Source organism: Amycolatopsis sp. cg9, from assembly GCF_041346945.1.
Lineage (GTDB): Bacteria > Actinomycetota > Actinomycetes > Mycobacteriales > Pseudonocardiaceae > Amycolatopsis.
The window spans coordinates 115,148-130,606 of the sequence record NZ_CP166850.1 but is presented as its reverse complement, the minus strand read 5'-3'; the positions used below and the strand labels follow the sequence as shown (position 1 = coordinate 130,606).

Annotated in this window: 19 protein-coding genes and 1 pseudogene; 8 read left to right on the top strand and 12 right to left on the bottom strand. The window is 72.0% G+C overall.

Annotation, left to right across the window (positions count from 1 at the left end; all coding sequences use genetic code 11):
* Positions 1–6: 6 nt before the first annotated feature.
* Positions 7–972: an S-methyl-5-thioribose-1-phosphate isomerase gene (gene mtnA, locus AB5J73_RS00580; RefSeq protein ID WP_370966972.1), complete on the bottom strand. Its 966-nt coding sequence runs from the start codon at positions 970–972 to the stop codon at positions 7–9.
* A gap of 46 nt (positions 973–1,018) precedes the next feature.
* Between mtnA and AB5J73_RS00575 the strand changes: the two genes are divergently transcribed.
* Positions 1,019–1,417 carry a RidA family protein gene (locus tag AB5J73_RS00575; protein WP_370966970.1) on the top strand — a complete coding sequence of 133 codons (399 nt, stop codon included), beginning with the start codon at positions 1,019–1,021 and terminating at the stop codon, positions 1,415–1,417.
* Between the two features lie 7 nt (positions 1,418–1,424).
* On the opposite strand, the gene AB5J73_RS00570 is transcribed toward AB5J73_RS00575, so the two are convergent.
* Positions 1,425–2,219: a PIG-L family deacetylase gene (locus AB5J73_RS00570; RefSeq protein ID WP_370966968.1), complete on the bottom strand. Its 795-nt coding sequence runs from the start codon at positions 2,217–2,219 to the stop codon at positions 1,425–1,427.
* A gap of 85 nt (positions 2,220–2,304) precedes the next feature.
* On the opposite strand from AB5J73_RS00570, the gene AB5J73_RS00565 reads away from it, so the two are divergent.
* Positions 2,305–2,787, top strand: a complete 483-nt coding sequence (locus tag AB5J73_RS00565; RefSeq protein WP_370966966.1) for a DinB family protein — start codon at positions 2,305–2,307, stop codon at positions 2,785–2,787.
* On the opposite strand, the gene AB5J73_RS00560 is transcribed toward AB5J73_RS00565, so the two are convergent.
* From AB5J73_RS00560 to AB5J73_RS00540, 5 genes and pseudogenes are all read right to left on the bottom strand, one after another.
* A complete protein-coding gene (locus tag AB5J73_RS00560) occupies positions 2,784–3,578 on the bottom strand; it encodes an Fpg/Nei family DNA glycosylase (protein WP_370966964.1) in 795 nt (264 codons plus the stop codon). The genes AB5J73_RS00565 and AB5J73_RS00560 overlap by 4 nt on opposite strands.
* A gap of 39 nt (positions 3,579–3,617) precedes the next feature.
* Positions 3,618–3,905, bottom strand: coding sequence for a hypothetical protein (locus tag AB5J73_RS00555; RefSeq protein ID WP_370966962.1), 288 nt, complete (start codon positions 3,903–3,905; stop codon positions 3,618–3,620).
* Positions 3,901–4,149, bottom strand: a pseudogene (locus AB5J73_RS00550) (hypothetical protein); the annotation flags it as partial. The pseudogene AB5J73_RS00550 and the gene AB5J73_RS00555, both read right to left, overlap by 5 nt.
* A 41-nt stretch (positions 4,150–4,190) precedes the next feature.
* Entirely contained in the window at positions 4,191–4,916 is a 726-nt protein-coding gene (locus tag AB5J73_RS00545; RefSeq protein WP_370966960.1) for a class I SAM-dependent methyltransferase, read from the bottom strand.
* Positions 4,917–5,044: 128 nt separating this feature from the next.
* Positions 5,045–5,671 (bottom strand): glyoxalase, encoded by a 627-nt coding sequence (locus tag AB5J73_RS00540; RefSeq protein WP_370966958.1) that lies wholly within the window; start codon positions 5,669–5,671, stop codon positions 5,045–5,047.
* A gap of 122 nt (positions 5,672–5,793) precedes the next feature.
* Here AB5J73_RS00540 and AB5J73_RS00535 point away from each other — a divergent pair, with 122 nt between their 5' ends.
* The 4 genes from AB5J73_RS00535 (at position 5,794) to AB5J73_RS00520 (ending at position 8,993) form a co-directional block, all read left to right on the top strand.
* A complete protein-coding gene (locus tag AB5J73_RS00535) occupies positions 5,794–7,188 on the top strand; it encodes a hypothetical protein (protein WP_370966956.1) in 1,395 nt (464 codons plus the stop codon).
* A 181-nt stretch (positions 7,189–7,369) separates the two neighbouring features.
* Positions 7,370–8,107, top strand: coding sequence for an N-acetyltransferase family protein (locus tag AB5J73_RS00530; RefSeq protein WP_370966954.1), 738 nt, complete (start codon positions 7,370–7,372; stop codon positions 8,105–8,107).
* Positions 8,107–8,328 (top strand): translation initiation factor IF-1, encoded by a 222-nt coding sequence (infA, locus tag AB5J73_RS00525; protein ID WP_086862560.1) that lies wholly within the window; start codon positions 8,107–8,109, stop codon positions 8,326–8,328. Before AB5J73_RS00530 ends, infA begins: the two co-directional genes overlap by 1 nt.
* Positions 8,329–8,465: 137 nt before the next feature.
* The gene (locus AB5J73_RS00520) at positions 8,466–8,993 is read left to right on the top strand and encodes a hypothetical protein (protein WP_370966951.1); all 528 of its coding nucleotides are present in this window, start codon (positions 8,466–8,468) and stop codon (positions 8,991–8,993) included.
* A gap of 6 nt (positions 8,994–8,999) precedes the next feature.
* Here the strand turns inward: AB5J73_RS00520 and AB5J73_RS00515 are convergent, their stop codons facing one another.
* The 3 genes from AB5J73_RS00515 to AB5J73_RS00505 all read right to left on the bottom strand — a co-directional run bounded on the left by AB5J73_RS00515 (position 9,000) and on the right by AB5J73_RS00505 (position 11,047).
* The gene (locus tag AB5J73_RS00515; protein WP_370966949.1) at positions 9,000–9,461 is read right to left on the bottom strand and encodes a phage tail protein; all 462 of its coding nucleotides are present in this window, start codon (positions 9,459–9,461) and stop codon (positions 9,000–9,002) included.
* A 69-nt stretch (positions 9,462–9,530) separates the two neighbouring features.
* Complete coding sequence (locus AB5J73_RS00510; protein WP_370966947.1) at positions 9,531–10,193, bottom strand: dienelactone hydrolase family protein; 663 nt, start codon at positions 10,191–10,193, stop codon at positions 9,531–9,533.
* Positions 10,190–11,047 (bottom strand): arginase family protein, encoded by an 858-nt coding sequence (locus AB5J73_RS00505; RefSeq protein WP_370966945.1) that lies wholly within the window; start codon positions 11,045–11,047, stop codon positions 10,190–10,192. The genes AB5J73_RS00510 and AB5J73_RS00505 overlap by 4 nt, the downstream gene beginning before the upstream one ends.
* Positions 11,048–11,112: 65 nt before the next feature.
* Here AB5J73_RS00505 and AB5J73_RS00500 point away from each other — a divergent pair, with 65 nt between their 5' ends.
* Positions 11,113–12,465 carry a TrpB-like pyridoxal phosphate-dependent enzyme gene (locus tag AB5J73_RS00500; RefSeq protein WP_370966943.1) on the top strand — a complete coding sequence of 451 codons (1,353 nt, stop codon included), beginning with the start codon at positions 11,113–11,115 and terminating at the stop codon, positions 12,463–12,465.
* A gap of 7 nt (positions 12,466–12,472) precedes the next feature.
* On the opposite strand, the gene AB5J73_RS00495 is transcribed toward AB5J73_RS00500, so the two are convergent.
* A complete protein-coding gene (locus AB5J73_RS00495) occupies positions 12,473–13,747 on the bottom strand; it encodes a diguanylate cyclase (RefSeq protein ID WP_370966941.1) in 1,275 nt (424 codons plus the stop codon).
* A gap of 209 nt (positions 13,748–13,956) precedes the next feature.
* Here AB5J73_RS00495 and AB5J73_RS00490 point away from each other — a divergent pair, with 209 nt between their 5' ends.
* A complete protein-coding gene (locus AB5J73_RS00490; protein ID WP_370966939.1) occupies positions 13,957–14,214 on the top strand; it encodes a hypothetical protein in 258 nt (85 codons plus the stop codon).
* A 30-nt stretch (positions 14,215–14,244) separates the two neighbouring features.
* Here AB5J73_RS00490 and AB5J73_RS00485 read toward each other — a convergent pair whose 3' ends face one another.
* Positions 14,245–15,444, bottom strand: a complete 1,200-nt coding sequence (locus AB5J73_RS00485; RefSeq protein ID WP_370966937.1) for an MFS transporter — start codon at positions 15,442–15,444, stop codon at positions 14,245–14,247.
* Between the last annotated feature and the right edge of the window lie 15 nt (positions 15,445–15,459).

The window sequence follows — 15,459 nt, the reverse complement described above, 5'->3', positions numbered from 1 at the left end:
CCCGGCCTAGGGAACCAGGCGCCCCCGTTCGGTCACCACGGCCGTGATCAGGCCGAACGGGGTGACGTCGAACGCGGGGTTGAACACCTCGGTGCCCGGCGGCGTGACCGGGGTTCCGCTGTACTCGGTGAGTTCGCGGGCATCGCGTTCTTCGATCGCGATGCCCGCGCCGTCCGCGAGCTGCTCGTCCACAGTGGACGAAGGCGCGACCACGACGAACGGGACGCCGTGGTGCCGCGCGGCGATCGCCAGGCCGTAGGTGCCGATCTTGTTGGCGACGTCGCCGTTCGCGGCGATCCGGTCGGCGCCGACGAGCACGCAGTCGACCATCCCGCGCGCCATGGCGGCCGCGGCCGCGCTGTCGGGCTGGACGCGGTGGGGGACGCCGGCCTGCGCCAGCTCCCACGCCGTCAGGCGGGCGCCCTGCAGCAGCGGGCGCGTCTCGTCGACGAGCACTTCCTCGACGAGCCCGCGTTCGTGCAGGTGCCAGACGACCCCGAGCGCGCTGCCCCAGCCGACGGTCGCGAGGCGCCCCGCGTTGCAGTGGCTCAGCAGCCGCAACGGGCGCCCCGGGCACTCGGCGAGCACGATCTCGGCGGCGTGCGCGGAGGCGGTCTTGTTGAGTTCCTCGTCCTCGGTGAGCAGGGCCTGCGCCTCGGCGAGGACGGCGTCGGCGCCCTGCCCGAGCTTGGCGAGCGCCCGCCGGACACCCCAGGCGAGGTTGACCGCGGTCGGGCGCGCGTGCGCGATCAGCTCGGCGTCCGCCTCGACGTCGCCGCCCAGCCGGGCGGCCAGCGCCACCCCCAGCGCCCCGGCGGCCCCCAGCGCGGGCGCCCCGCGGACGGCGAGCCGCTTGATGGCGTCGACGAGCTCACCGACCGTCCGCAGCTCGAGCAGCCGGTAGTCGCCGGGCAGCGCCGTCTGGTCGATGATGACGATGGCGCCGTCCGCCCAGTCGATGGTCCTGCGCACGAACCCTCCCGTGAAATCCGGTTGCCGCGGTGGTGAAGATGCGGCTGTGACCATTGAACGGCAGAACCCGCCCGGCCTGCACACGCCGCCGGGCTACCACCACGTGACGGTGACCTCGGCGACCCGCACGGTGCACCTGGCCGGCCAGTGCCCGCTCACCGCGGACGGCTCGGTCGTCGAGGGCGGCGTGCTCGCCCAGGCCGACCAGGTGATCGCCAACGCGGCGGCCGCGCTGGAGTTCGCCGGCGCCGGACCGGCCGACGTCGTGCGCACGGTGATCTACGTGGTGACGACGGACCGCGAGACGCTGTCGGCGGTGTGGGCGCGGCTGGCGGAGTCCCCGATCGGCGAGGCGTTCAGCTCGGCGAGCACCTTGCTGGGAGTCGCCCAGCTGGGGTACCCGGGCCAGCTGGTGGAGCTGGACGTGACGGCCGCGCTGGACTGACGACCGTTCAGAGACCCGCCATCAGGTCCGTTTCCGTGATCCCCGGGCCCTGCCCCCACCGGATGAACCACTCCGTGCCGAAGGCGAACGCGAACGCGTCGTCCGGCATGGCCAGCATGAACATCTCCTCGCTGATCTGGCTGGGGTGCGCCCGCATCGCCGCCCGCTTCACCGGCGCGTACTCCGCCACGTCGACCGCCGCGGTGATCTCCGCTTCCGGCTTGCCGAACTCGACGTTCTCCGGGGGTTTCGGTGCCGCCTCCGGGGGCATCAGGCCCTGCTCGACCGCGGCTTCGAAGCCGCGCTGCATGAATTCGCGGTTGAACGTCGCCTGGAAGACCCGGCCCGTGCCGGCCAGCTCGGCCGCGCGGATGCCGACGCGGTGGACCTGGATGTGGTCCGGGTGGCCGTAGTCGCCGTTGTCGTCGTAGACCGTCAGGACGTCGGCCGACTCCTCGCGCAGGATCGCCGCGAGCTGCTCGGCCGCCTTCTCGACGTCGGCGCGCCAGAAGCACGCCGGGTCGTCGTTCGTCGGCTCGCCCATCATCCCGGAGTCGCGGTAGCCCAGGAACTCGACGCGCTCGACGCCGAGGATCGCCGCGGCCGCGTGGGACTCCTGGACCCGCCGGTCCTCGAGTTTTTCCCCATCGGCGAGGAAGCCGTCGGGTACCTCGCCGACTTCGCCCTTGGTGGCGACGACGAGCACGACCCGGTGCCCGTCTTCGACGGCTTTGCGCATGACGCCCGCGGTGCGGAGGCACTCGTCGTCCGGGTGGGCGTGGAAGGTGACCAGTGTTGCCATGTCCGCGACGCTACCGAAAGGGTCCGACAAAAACCGCTCGCCGCCGTGCGGTTCTCGTCGGTGGGTGCCGCTAGCGTCCCCGATCGTGGCCGACGACGAGAAGAGCACGCTGCGGATGTTCCTGCGGGCGCAGCGCGAAAGCGCATTGGCGATCCTCGACGGGCTCGGGGCGGAGGAGCTGAGGAGACCGGTCCTGCCGTCCGGCTGGACGCCGCTCGGCATGGTCGAGCACCTCGGGTGCGCCGAGCGGCACTGGTTCCAGGAGATCGTCACCGGCGCGGCGGATCCCCTGCCCTGGCCGGACGACGACCGGCCGCTGACCACGCCACGGCGGCCGGACGTCGTCTTCGCCTTCTACCGCGAGCAGTGCCGCCGGTCCGACGAGGTGCTCGCGGCGACCCCGTTGTCCGCGCGCCCGCGAGCGCGCCACCCCGGCCCGCTGGGCGAGGAGATCACCGACCTGCGCGGGGTGGTGCTGCACGTCATCGAGGAGACGGCCCGCCACGCCGGTCACCTCGACGTGGTGCGCGAGCTGCTCGACGGCCGCACCGGGCTGGGGCCGCGCTAGCCGGCTTGTTCTTCGGGGCACCACCAGGTCGACCGCCCGCCGACGGTGCCGTGCGTCATTTCGGCACCGCACCGCGGGCAGTGGTCGCCGGCCCGGCGGTGGCCGATGATCTCGCCGGTGTGCACGCCACCGTGCTTGATCGCGGCGCGCAACGCCTTCCGCAGCGCCTTGTGGAGGTCGGTGAGCTCGTCACCGGCCAAGTCGTTGACCGGCCGGGCGGGGTTCAGCCCGGCTTGCCAGAGGGTTTCGTCGGCCAGCAGGTTCCCGATCCCGGCGACGACGGACTGGTCCAGCAGCCGCGCCTTGAGCGGCGCCCGCCCCCGCCCGACGCGCTCGCGGAAGTCCTGGCGCGAGATCTCCCCGGCGTCCGGCCCGAGCGCGTCGAGATCGGGGTCGAGCCGCACCCGGCTCAGCCGCCGGGTGTCGAACAACCGCAGCTGTTCGCCGTCGGCGAAGGTGATGGCGAACCGGAACCATTCGGGTTTCTCGTCCCGGTCGCGCCGCCGCCGCGGCGGCCCGCTCTCGTCGCCGAACCGCAGCTGCCCGGCCATCCCGAGGTGCAGGCCGAGCGTGGGGCCGGCTTTGCCGCGGCCGCTTTCGGTTTCGCACCACAGGGTCTTGCCGCGCCGGTGCGCTTCGGTGAGCTTGCCACCCCGCAGCGCGGTGCGGATGTCCCCGGGCGCGTGCGGGCGGCAGACCCAGTCGTCGTGGTCGTCGACGTCGCGGATCTTCCGCCCTAGCGCACCGGCGAGGACTTGACGGGCGAGTTCCACTTCGGGCAGTTCCGGCACGCGGTCCAGTCTGCCTACTGGGGCGGGGGTTCGCAGAAGTCAGGGCGTCCACGCGCCGGTGAACAGGGCCACCTCGACGTGGTCCGGTTCGTTGCCGTACTCCGGGCGCCGGGCCTGCTCCGCCGCCCGGCGCAGGTAGCCCGACCAGGTGCTGGTCCACCACGCCGTGCCGTACTTCGAGGCCGGGCCCGCTTCTTCGGGCAGCCGCCGCGCCACGACCCGGTCGAAGATCAGCGGCTGGACGCCCCCAGTCCGGGGTGACGTCCGCCCGGAGCCCGGCCAGCGCCGTTTCCAGGCGTCCGGCCGCGTCTCGCTGCGCCAGGACACGGGCGGTCCGGTATGGCCCGTAGCCGCGGACGCCGTGACCCCAAGCCAGCACGCCGGCGGTGAACTGCGTGGCCGAGACGTCCCGCGCCCGCCAGCGGTCCGCGAGCGCGAACACCTCGGCGCGCCAGACCGCGCCGCTGAGGGCGAAGTCCCCCGGCCACGTTCCCGGTGGCAGCCGGGCCGCCCAGCGGGCCGGGTCGACCGGGATCGCGCGACACTCGCCGGGCAAGGCAACGTACGGCATGAGCAGGTAGTCGGGTTTCCCGCTCCGCTCATTACCACCGCTCAGCCCGCCGGCTGCCCGGCCTCCGCCGGGACCGGCGCCGTCACCGCGCACACCGACGCGTCCAGCGTGTCCGTGAACGAAGCTCCGGGGAACGCCGCCGCGTACTCGCGGTGGAACTCCGCCCTCGTCAGCGCCGGTGCCTCCGCGGCCAGGCTCTGCCAGCGCGGGTGCCGCCGCAGCCGGTAGCTCGCCATCGCGTCTGCCACGGACCGTCCGGAAACCCCCGCGCGCACCGCTCCCGCCACCGTGCGGGACGCCCGGTAGACCCGGTAGGCCACCGCGTTCGTCGCCCACTCCGGGGTGTGGCGGACGCAGTCGACGACCACGAGCCGTCCGCCGGGCCGGACCAGCCGCCGTACGTGCGGCAGGTACCGCTGCGGGTCCGGGCCCAGGTGGTGGAGGGTGTTGACGCTGAACACGAGGTCGAACGCGCCGTCCCGGTCCGGCGTGACCTCCCACAGGTCGTCGACGCGGTACCGGATGGCCGGGTCCGCGTGCCGCGCGCGGGCCAGCTCGATCATGCGGGGTGCGGCGTCGACCGCCAGGACGTCGTCGTAGCGGTCCGCGAGCAGGTCCAGGAACCGGCCCGCGCCGCAGCCCAGGTCCACCGCGCGCCCGCCGCCCGCGGGCAGGACGCCGGCCAGCCACTCCCGGTACCTGGAGTGGCTGAGATCGGCGAACCGGTCGTACAGCTCGGCGATCGGGTCGAACGTCGCTTCGGGCATGCGGGCGCACCTCGGGGGTCGACGATCAGGGCTGAAGATGATCTTCGACCGCCGGCTGGGGGAGTCGCCAGTGCAGGGCCCGAGGTGAACTCGACGGGGTGAAAACCGTTGCCCCATCGGGGAAAGCGTCAGGACAGCTCGGCCGCCGCGGTCGTCTCCCATGCGAAGCCGTCCGGGTCGGTGAACGCCTCGGCTCCGCCGCCGACCGCGATGCGGTGCGAACCCGTGCCCTCGGGCGACACGCCCGCGTCCTTCGCCAGGGCCTTGCGCCGGTACAGCGCCAGCTTGACCGGGCTCGAGCCGCTGTCGAACTCCACGTACATCCGGCCGAAGCTCTTGCCGACGGTGAACCCGTGGTCGGTGTAGAACTTCTTGCTCGCCACCACGTCGGCGACGCCCAGCAGGAGCACGACCTGGCCGAATTCGCGGGTGGCCGGGCCGGTGTTCTTCTTCGCCGACGTCGCGAGCTTCCAGATCGTCCCGTCCGGGGCCTGGACGACCGCGCCGTAGCCCCACATGGACTTCGCGGGTGCCTTGAGCGTCGTCGCGCCGGCCTCGACGGCCGTGGCGACCAGGGAGTCGACGTCCGCGGGCTGGGCGACGACCAGGGAGAGGGTGAAGCCGCGGAAGCCGGTGGACGGCTCCTGCGAAGCACGGAAGCGCAGCGGGACGGCGGGCCCGAAGGCGGCGGTGTGGAAGCGCTCGGCGGCCGCGGGGTCGGCCACCTCGAGGGTGATGGTGTCGATGTTCGTCATGCCGGTAACGCTAGGTCCGCACCGCTCACCGGCGCTTCTCGATTCCTGACCGGTCCGCGCTAAACCATTCGGCCCAGTCACGCGTGGTCGTCGTGACCTGGCACGGCACGGAGAGGACGGCGATGGGGTTCGCGGAGCAGCTGGACGAGATGGTCGAGCGGATCATCGACGAGGCGATCAAGTTCTTCATGGCCTCACGCGGCTGGCAGCTCAACATGAACGGCAACTACGAACAGTGGCCGGGCGGCGACGGCTCCGAGATCACCCCGCCCGGCAGCCCTTCGCGGACGTCGGGCGGCCAGGTGCTCCGGAGCGGCATGCCCGGCTACTACGACGGCTTCGAGTACGGCGCCGGCGAGAACGCGGGCTCGCTGGTCTACGGCCACTTCGAGACGACCGTCCGCGAGCTGTTCCGCCCGTGGCGGACGATCCCCGACCCGGCGGCCTTCGACGACTACCTCGACCAGGTCCGCGACGCCGCCTGGTCCGTGTCGCTGACCAGCGCCGCCGACCGGGTCAGCGCGGTCGGCAACGCCGCCCTGGACACCGTCGGCTACCTGCAGGAGAAGATCGGCGGCGAGAACATGCGCGGCGCCACGATCTTCGCGTTCGACCAGAACTTCTGCACCCCGCTGCCGACCGTCCTCCACGGCCAGTACGCCGTCGCGCTGCTCGCCGGCGTGACGCTGCTCGGGGAGAAGGAGATCTGGGCGAAGGCGCGCGAGGACGTCCACTCGATCGCGGAAAAGATGTACGCGGCGATGAAGGAGCGCGGCTCGGCCGTCGCCGACCTCGGCACGATCACGGCGTTGTTCGCGCTCGCCGCGGTGTTCCCGACGCCGGCGCAGCCGATCCTGGCCGGCGTCGGCGCGGCGCTCCCGGCGCTGGAAACGCTGCTCAACGCCGGCGACGAGCCGAACAAGCAGCCGGTCGAGTTCGCCGGCGGTACCCCGGAAAAGGTGATCGCGAGCGCGGGGGAGGCGCTGAAGACGCTGGCGCGGACGATCCGCGGCTGCGAGGACGACATCACGGGCAAGATCAAGGACGGGATGGACACCGTCACGCGGCGGTCCAAGTCGTTCGCGATGCCGAAGCCGAAGCTGCTCGAGGTGGTCGACGTCAGCGGGATCAAAGTGGACCTGGAAGTGCTGCAGTTCCTCGCCACGGACACGCTGCCGCAGATCGAACAGCAGATCAACGCGGGCGCGGACCTCGTCTACTGGGGCTCGATGTGCGGCGCGGCGTGGTACCGCCCGGGCGACCTCGGGGTGTCCGACACGACGGAGGGGCCGTTCCCGGCGTGGCAGGAACTGGCGGCGCTGGCCGGCAACCTGATGTCCGACCTCGCCTGGGAGGTCAAGGAGAGCGCGGCCCACCTGGCGATCGCGGCCGACCGCCACGGCCGCACGGAGGCCGAGATCACGGAGTCCCTGCGCCGCCACGCCAAGAAGCTCGAAGGCTTCGCCGGCCACGACCCGATCGGCACGGCGACCCGGTGGCTGAACGAGCACCCGTGAAAACCGTTGGACGGCGTCGGGAGGGGGTTGGTAGCTTGCCGTCGAACCGTGATTTTGCCCGAGGAGGTGGGACCCGTGAACGCTGGATCGAAGTGGGTGCTCCCCTCGTTGTCACGGTCTGGCGGCTGACGCAGGGGCCGCCGGGAGCGCTGTGAAGAAGCACTCCCGAAAGGCTGTTTTCATGGATTCTCCGCATTCCGAGCCCGCCCTGGTGATCACGCGGGTGGCGGAACACCAGTGGCACGCACTGTCCGACGACCGCGTGGTCGGCCGGGCGGAAGCGTCCCCGCGCCCCGATGGGCGTTTGTTCCTCAGCATCGACACGTGGCACTCCGACGATTTTGCGCGGCTCGCTTCGGCGATGCTGCCGGCTCTGCCGCGTCCGCTGTACACCGTGGTCGACGAAGCCGACGACGAGTTGAAGTCCCACTGGGAGCGCGCCGGTTTCGCGACCCGGCGGCGTGAGTGGGAGTACGTCGTGCCCACTGCACCGGGGACCGTTCCGCCCGGTGTGACCATCGGTCCGGCGACGGACCAGGACCAGCTGCGTGCACTCGACGACGTGATCCGCGCCGAGGTGGCGTGGTCTTCGATGCCCGCCGAAGTGCTGCCGCGGCCCGATGGTGCCTGGGACTTGGCCAAGTACGTGGTGGCTTCGGAGTCCGGCGTCCCCGTCGGCCTCGCCCGGCTCGGCCCGCTGCGCCGCCAGACCCGGATCGGGCTGCTCGCGGTCCGCGCCGGCCGGCGGCGTCACGGCATCGGGCGGGCGTTGCTGACCCACGTGCTGGATTCCTTGTACCGCCGGGGAATCGAGTCCGTTTCGTTCGAAGTCGACGAGACCAACTCGGCGGCGATCGCGTTGGCCGACGGCGCCGGCGCGCGTCGAGCGGGCAGCACCGTCGAGCTGGTGGTGCGCTGATGGGCGGCAAGGGAGGGATCGAAGTCGAGGGCACGGTGCTGGAGTGCCTCCGTGACGCGACTTTCCGCGTGGAGCTGGAAAACGGGCACAAGGTGCTCGCGCACATCAGCGGGAAGATCCGGAAGAACTACATCAAGATCCTGCCGTTCGACCGGGTGCTGGTGGAGCTGAGCCCGTACGACCTCAACCGGGGGCGCATCCTGTTCCGGTACCGGAACTAGTCCCGGGGGCGTCGCCGAGGCCGATGCCTCGGCGACGACCCGGTCTCGCGGAGATAACAGTTGACCACGGGTCCGTAGCGGGTCGGGCCACTCGCGCGACAACAGCCGGAACAGACCACGGGCGAAGGGCGGGCGCAGTGAGCATCGACGATTGGTACCTTGCCGGCTCCCAGCGGCGTGATGTGCACCCGAACTTCGGGCCGGACGACGACGTACCTGATCCATTCGTCCTCGGTGAGGCGCCGCAGCGGGAGTGGACCGTTCCCGGTCCCCGGCGGACGGCTCGCCCGGCCCGGCCGGTCGCCGAGGTGAGTCAGGCGTCGAAGGCGAAGAACCAGGCCGGGCGGTCGGCCGGGGGCAGCTCGGGACAACGGCGGCGAGCTCCGGCCGCGAAGGAGCCGTGGCGTACGTTCGCCGCCCGATGGCTGCGGACTCACCCGAACGTGAGCAACCGCCAATGGCGGGAAGCGGTCGAGGAGGCGGGCTACGTCGGTGTCACGGCCGCGGCGATCTCCGCACTGCGGAGGGAAATCAAGCCGGTCCGCGGCAAGCCGCGTCGTCAGCCGGTGGTCCGGCCGGCGCTGCGTCCGGCGCCGGCCGTCAAAATCGACTACTGCGACGGGTGCGGGATCGCCGTCGGAGACAACGGTCTTTGCCGCTGCTGACGGCCGTCAGTACTCCTTCTTGATCACGAAGTACGACCCCCGGATGGTCCCGGCCAGCTTGGACTTCTGACGCGCGAACTTGAACCCCGCCAGCTCCGCCGGCACCTCCATCCCCTCCGAAAGCTTGAACCCCACCGCCCGCTTCCCGGAATCCTCGATCGTGTACATCACGTTCACCGACAGCCCGCTCTCGTAGAACACGTACGCCATCCGGATCCCCGCGACCTCGAACTCGGTCGCCTCGAGAGCCGGGGACGCGATGACGATGCCGCGTTCCTCCGCCAGGATCCGGTGCACCCACTCGACGGCCGACGGGACCTCGACCGCGGGGGAAACCGTGAACACGTGGTCGTACTTGTTCTTGAAGTAGCGGGCCTCGTTCGCGCGCAGGCCGGCGAGGGCGGCCGCGACCGGGGAAGACTCCAGGCCGGTGGTCGATACGGTGCCGAAGTCCACGGTGTGGGGCATGGCGAACTCCTCCAAAGGTCAGCTGGTGACGAAGGTAGACCACGCGCGAGCCGACGGCACCGGGTACTCCTAACTCGGCAGGGTCCGCCGCAGGAACTCCGTCGTCAGGTCCCACGCGCGGGCCGCTGCTTCGGGGTGGTGGAACATCGGGGCCACGTGGTTGTGGAACGCGTGGCCGGCCTCCTCCTGCACGTGGATCTCCGCGCCCGGGTGGGTGGCCACCGCCGCTTCGACCACCGCCACGTCCGAGCGCGGGATGTACGGGTCTTTCCCGCCGAAGTGGAACTGGATCGGGCACGTCACCCGCGAAAGCTCGCCGATCGACGACGGCACCGTCGAGCCGTAGAACGACACCACCGTGTCCGGGTCGCCTTCGGCCGCCGCCGCGAACGCCAGTGAACCGCCCAGGCAGAAGCCCAGCAGGCCGGCGCCGCCGGTGACCGTGGGCAGGGAACGGAGGTGGGCCATCGCCGCCAGTACGTCCGCGCGGCCCAGTTCCGGGTCGAACGACGCGGCCACCTGCATCGACGCCGCGACGCCCGCCTCGTCGTGCGTCGACGACCAGCCCGGGGCGATCCGCCGGAACAGTTCCGGGACCGCCACCACGTACCCGGTCGCCGCGAGGTCCGAAGCCACCGAGCGCAGGTAGTCGTCCAGGCCGAAGATCTCCTGGACCAGCACCAGGCCCGGGCCGCGGCCGGACGGCGGGTGCCAGATCGGCAGGTCGGTCATCGCAGCGCCCTTTCCAGGATGTCGGCGACCAGCGCGGCCTGGCGGCCGTCCGGGTCGAGGTCGGGGTCGAACACCGTCAGCTCGAAGCCCGCCGCGCCCGGGCGGGCCAGCAGCTCGCGCAGCACCGAGACCAGCGCGTCGGGGTCGAGGCCGCCGGGATCGGGACTGTCCACTGCGGACACGTGCGCCGGGTCGAGGACGTCGATGTCCACGTGGACCCAGAAACCGTCCAGGTCCGGGACCGCAGGCGGCACCGGTGCGCCGGACATGATCGCCTCCGACGTGACGTGGGTGATGCCGGCCGCCCGCAACTGGGCGGACTCGGCCGATCGCACGCCGAGCACCAGGACGTCTTCGTCGCGGACGTAGGGCCGGAGCCCGTCGATGTCGGCGAGGTCGGCCGCGCCGCGGCCGGTCATGATCGCCAGGTCTTCGCCCGCCGCCGCGCCGACGTGGCCGGCCGCGGGCAGGTGGCGGAAGTCGTCGTGGCCGTCCAGGTACGCGATGCCGTAGCGGCCGGACCGGCGCAGCGCCAGCATCGCGCCCAGCGAGATCGAGCAGTCGCCGCCCAGCACCACCGGGAAGCCGCCGTCGGCGCGCACCGCCGCGATCCGGGTCGCGAGCGCGCGCGTGTAGGACGCGATCGCCGCCGAGTTGCGGACGCCGTCGCCCGGCTGCCAGGTGCCCACGTACCGCCCGGGTGTCACGACGCCGCCGTCCGACGCGCCCAGGCGGCGCAGGATGCCCAGGTCGCGCAGCACGCCGGGCGTCTTGTAGCAGCCGGGCACCGCGCCCTCGGCGGGCGGGCGCAGGCCCAGGTTGGACGGAGCGTCGAGCAAGACCAAGTTCCCCACCGGGTCACCGTACTGGCTCCGCGGCCGGTCGCGTCCTAAGTTGGGAGACCGACCTAGGAGGCGCGATGGCCGAACGCACCAAGTACATCCTGGACGAAGCCGATCTCCCGACGCAGTGGTACAACGTCGTCCCCGATCTGCCCGAGCCGCCCCCGCCGCCGCTGCACCCCGGCACGCGCGAACCGGTCGGGCCGGACGACCTGGCGCCGCTCTTCCCGCAGGCGCTCATCGCCCAGGAAGTGACGACGGATCGCTATGTCGACATCCCGGAGGAGGTCCGGGAGGTCTACCGGCTCTGGCGCCCGTCGCCGCTGTTCCGCGCGCGGCGGCTGGAGAAGGCGCTCGGTACGCCGGCCCGGATCTATTACAAGTACGAGGGTGTCAGCCCGGTCGGCTCGCACAAACCGAACACCTCGGTGCCGCAGGCGTTCTACAACGCGCAGGAGGGCGTCACCCGGCTGACCACCGAGACCGGGGCCGGCCAGTGGGGGAGCGCGCTCGCGTTCGCCTGCGCCCAGTACGGCCTCGAGTGCGAGGTCTGGCAGGTCCGGGCGTCCTACGACCAGAAGCCCTACCGCAAGCTGATGATGGAGACGTTCGGCGCGACCGTCCACCCCAGCCCGTCCGAGCTGACCGAGTCGGGGAAGGCCATCCTCGCCGAGCACCCGGACTCGACCGGCAGCCTCGGCATCGCGATCAGCGAGGCCGTCGAGCAGGCCGCGCAGGACCCGAACACGCGGTACGCGCTGGGCAGCGTCCTCAACCACGTGCTGCTGCACCAGACGATCATCGGCGAAGAGGCGCTGAAGCAGTTCGAGCTGGCCGGTGACACGCCCGACGTGCTCGTCGGCTGCACCGGCGGCGGCTCGAACTTCGGCGGGCTCGCCTTCCCGTTCCTGCGCGAGAAGCTGGCCGGCCGGATGGACCCGGTGATCCGCGCGGTCGAGCCGGCCGCGTGCCCGTCGCTCACGCGGGGGAAGTACACCTACGACTTCGGCGACACGGCCGGGCTCACGCCGCTGCTCAAGATGCACACGCTCGGCCACGACTTCATCCCGGACCCGATCCACGCGGGCGGCCTGCGCTACCACGGGATGTCGCCGCTGATCTCGCACATCTACGAGCTCGGCCTGATCGAGGCGATCGCCGTCGGCCAGCAGGAGTGCTTCGCGGCGGGAGTGCGGTTCGCGCGGTCCGAAGGGATCATCCCGGCGCCGGAGCCGACCCACGCGCTCGCGGCGTGCATCCAGGAAGCGTTGCGGTGCAAGGAAACCGGCGAGGAGAAGGTCATCCTCACGGCGTTGTGCGGGCACGCGCACCTGGACCTGCCCGCGTACGGTGCTTACCTCGCCGGGGACATGGTGGACAACGAGCTGTCGGCCGCCACCCTCGAAGCGTCGCTGGCCGCGCTGCCGTGAACTGACGTCAGAGCACGTCGGGGATTTCGGGGCGCGTGAGTTCGGCCCGCGGGGTGGCCAGGACGACGTGGTCGCGACCGGCCGCCTTGGCCTCGAAGACCGCGTCGTCCGCCGCCTGCAGCAGGATCGTGTAGTCCGTGGCGGTTTCCGGGTAGACCGCCGCCCCGATCGACGCGGTCAGGCCGGTGATCACCTCGGGCTTGCCCGGGCGGACCACCGGGACCGCGACCTCGATGCGCGCGATCGCCGTCCGGATGCGGTCGGCGATGGCCACGATCTCCGCGCTCGTCGTGCCTGGGAGGAGGACCACGAACTCGTCGCCGCCGAAGCGGCCCACGTAGTCGCCGCCGCGGACCGAGCCCTGGATCGCCGCCGCGATCGCGCGGAGGACCTCGTCGCCCGCCAGGTGGCCGTTGCCGTCGTCGATGGCCTTGAAGTGGTCGATGTCGATCATCAGGACGCCCGCCGTCGAGGAGAGCTCCGCCGCGCGGGCCAGTTCGTTGCGGGCCAGCTGGACCCAGAACTCCGGGGCGAGCAGCGCCGTCTTGGAGTCGGTGCGCGCCGCGGCCTGGAACTGCGGGAGCAGCAGCCCGACGTGCAGCGCCACCGGCGTCACCATGAGCACCGGCAGCAGCCACGGCCGGACCGTCATGACCAGCGCGATGCCGCAGCCGACGCCGACCGCGGCCAGCACGATCAGCACGTCGGACGGGTTGCCGAACGCCCGCCGCGGTGGCTTGCCCGGGTTGCTCATCAGGATCGCGAGGATCACCAGCACGTAGTTGAGCCCGAAGTAGACGAGGCCGGCCGCCAGCAGCGCCGTCATCCCGCCGAAGCCGTCCAAATAGGGGACGTAGGGCGCCACGTGCCCGGTGCCCGCGGAAAGGACGGCGCCCGCCGCGAAACAAGCGAGGATGACCGTGGCGCCGGAAAACACTTTCCGGTGAATCACGCCGCGGCGTTGGTAAACGCGGACCCAGGAATGGGCGTAACTGACGACGATGACGAGCGTGGCCAACGGCGGGGGCAGCAGGAGCAGCCCGGCGAAGATCCAGATCGACTGCAGGTGCATGTGCGGCCGGCCGTCGGCGGCCAGCTCGCGGATGCGCTCGATCCGTTGTGCCGCTTCGAGGTGCACGACTTCACCGGCGAGGATCAGTCCACACCAGAGCAGCGACTGGGCGGTGATCGGCACGAGCGCGGCCGTCGCGACGACCGCGATCAGCGCCAGCGCGTCGACGACGAGGACGTAGCCGAGCACCGGAGTGGCCAGCTTCCACATCGCCCACGTACGGATACCTGATCGTGGACGTTCTGAGCTGGGCTTTCGCCCTTGGGACCCGGACAATCCCACGAAACGCCCCTCTTCTCAGGACGGAACTCTTCGCGGAAATCGTCACTGTAATCGAATGAACGCGGTGTGTCACTAGGCCGGTCAGGCTACCGTCCGGTTACGCACCGTGCAAGATCCCTCACGAACAGGAGAAGTCCATGTCGCACTTCCTGCCCACCGCCAACCTCGTCCCGTCCCGCCGCCGTTCGCAGCGGCCGACCGACTGGACGCGGCAGCTCCCCACCGACTGGACCCGCGCGATCCCGACCGACTGGACCCCGCGGCAGCTGCCGACCGACTGGACCGCCCGCGAACTGCCCACCGACTGGACCGTCCGCGAGCTGCCGACGGATTGGACCCGCCCCGGCGTCTCGTCACCGCTGCCGCAGTGCCCGACCGACTGGACGCGGTCCTGATCCGCACCCGGTGACCGGCGACCGGGCCGGTCACCGGGGATCCGGTTGCGCCCGGCGCCACAACGAAGCCGCGCCGAGCGCCGCCACCACGCCGATCGCGCCCGCGCCGGCGACCACTCCGTGCGGGGCCGCGCGTTCCGCCGCGAGCCCGGCCAGCACCACGCCCAGTCCCTGCGACACCCGCAGCGCCGTCAGCGCGAAGCCGAACGCCTGCGCGCGCTGGGTGTCCGGGGTGAACTGGACGAACGTCGTGTTCGCGATCAGGTTGTACGAACTGGCCACCCCGGACAGCGTCAGCAGCGTGAGCGTGCCTTCCAGGTTCGGCCGCAGCGCGCAGCCGAGCAGCGCCGCGCACGCGAGCACCGCCAGCGGCCCGAGCAAGCGGGCCCGCCGCGCGGGCGGGATCCGGGACAGCGCCGCCATCCCGAGCACGTTCCCCAGCGCGTACGCCCCGAGCAGCAGGCCGACCACGGCCGCGCCGCCCCCGAGCTCGGCGGCGTAGGGCGCGGCGATCGCCTCGCCCGCGATGTAGGCCCCCGACACGCACCCCAGCGCCACCAGCGCGAGCCGCCGCCGGTCGCCGGTCACCACCGTCCAGCCCGCGCGGACGTGCCGCCACCAGCGGACGCCGGACGATTCGCGGGGCGGCCGCGGGTGGACGCCGGTGACCAGGAACAGCGCCGACACCGCGAAGCTCGCCGCGTCCGCCAGCAGCGCTCCGCCGGTGCCGGTGGCCGCGACGAGCAGCCCGCCCAGCGCGAAGCCCGCGACCTGGCCCGCCTGCACCAGCATCATCAGCAAACCCATGCCGGGCACGAAGGTCTCGCCCGGCAGCACCTGCGGCAGCAGCGCCGCACGCGCGGCGTTCCACACCGGGTTGGCCAGCTGGACGCCGACCAGCAGCGCCGCCACCGACGGCAGCGGCAGGCCGGGCACCGCCATCACGGCCACCGCGGCCGCGCGCAGGACGTCCGCCGCGACCATCACCGTCCGCGGCGGGTACCGGTCGGCCAGCCCGGACAGCAGCGGGCCGCCCACGAGGTCCGGCAGGAACGTCAGCGCGTAGGTCAGCGCGGCCCAGCCGGGCGAGTTCGTGCGGTCGTACACCAGGATCGACAGCGCGACGCGCGCCAGCTGGTCGCCGGTGACCGAGACCAGCTGGGCGGAGAACAGCGCCCGGAACTCGGTCACGCCGAGGACGTCCCGGAACCCGACCGCGCGTGCCGCCATGGACACTCAGGGTAC